The following is a 1,132-nucleotide window of genomic DNA, read 5'->3' as shown; positions in this document are numbered from 1 at the left end:
GGAGAATTCAATAACCTAACGCAACAAATTATAAATTTTATATTTGTTGTTTTATGGAGAAATCACACAAAAGATTAAGCTTAAGTGAAAGGATTATTATTGAAACTTTACTCAAAGAGAATAAATCCAAAACCTACATTGCAATTCAATTAAACAGATCTACATCTTCTGTTTCCAGAGAGGTTAAAAAATGGGTGATGAAACCTTCTGATAAATATTGTGCCGAACTTGCTCATTGGTATGCAACTGAAGCTAATAAAAACAAAAGAAATCAGGATAAGATCAATACATATCCAAGACTTAAAATATTTGTTTACAGAGGTTTATTAAAAGGTACAACTCCTGAGCTAATTGCTGGACAAATCAAAATTAAGCATCCTAATGACCCGATAATGACTATCTCTCACGAAGCCATTTATCAGCACATTTACAGGCACAGACAATCTATATTAGGCAAAAAACTAATCAAACTACTGCCCTATCATCATCATAAAAGAAGAGATAAAAGAAAGTTTAATAAAAACAGAATCCGAATTAAGGACCAAGTCAGTATTGATAACAGACCGGAGCACATACAATTGCGCGAAGAAGCTGGACATTGGGAAGGAGATTTAATGATTGGAATCGGACAAAAAAGTGCCATTGCAACGGTTGTCGAAAGGAAAACCCGATACACATTTATTATGCAAATTAGTAATCGAAAATCAAAAACGGTTACCCATGAATTTGCCAAATCATTAAATACCTTACCTAAACACATAAGAAAATCAATGACTTACGACAATGGACTGGAAATGGCGAATCACAAATGGTTAACCAATCAAACGGGAATGGATATTTATTTTGCGCATCCATATTCTTCCTGGGAAAGAGGAACCAACGAGAACACGAATGGACTTATCAGACGGTTTTTTCCAAAAGGAACCGACTTTAATAAGATAACATTTAAACAGCTAAAACAAGCAGAACATAACCTAAATGACAGACCCAGAAAGGTATTGGGTTTTAAAACCCCAAATGAAATGATGCAAATCGAATTAAATAAAATAAAGTATCAAAATTTAGAAAAGAATCTTACTTTTAACTAATTAATTTAACAGACCCGAAATTGCGTTAAGGTCTTGAATCCGCC

Annotated in this window: 1 protein-coding gene; it reads left to right on the top strand. The window is 33.3% G+C overall.

Annotated elements, in window-relative coordinates; genetic code table 11:
• Positions 1-53: 53 nt before the first annotated feature.
• On the top strand, positions 54-1,088 hold the full coding sequence (locus FNW07_RS13690) for an IS30 family transposase (RefSeq protein WP_126745331.1): 1,035 nt from the start codon (positions 54-56) through the stop codon (positions 1,086-1,088).
• The last annotated feature ends 44 nt before the right edge of the window (positions 1,089-1,132 follow it).

Source organism: Flavobacterium sp. GT3R68 (genome assembly GCF_007109225.1).
In the GTDB taxonomy this organism is placed as follows: domain Bacteria; phylum Bacteroidota; class Bacteroidia; order Flavobacteriales; family Flavobacteriaceae; genus Flavobacterium.
The sequence above is the reverse complement of the archived record's forward strand: the minus strand, read 5'-3'. Positions and strand labels throughout refer to the sequence as shown.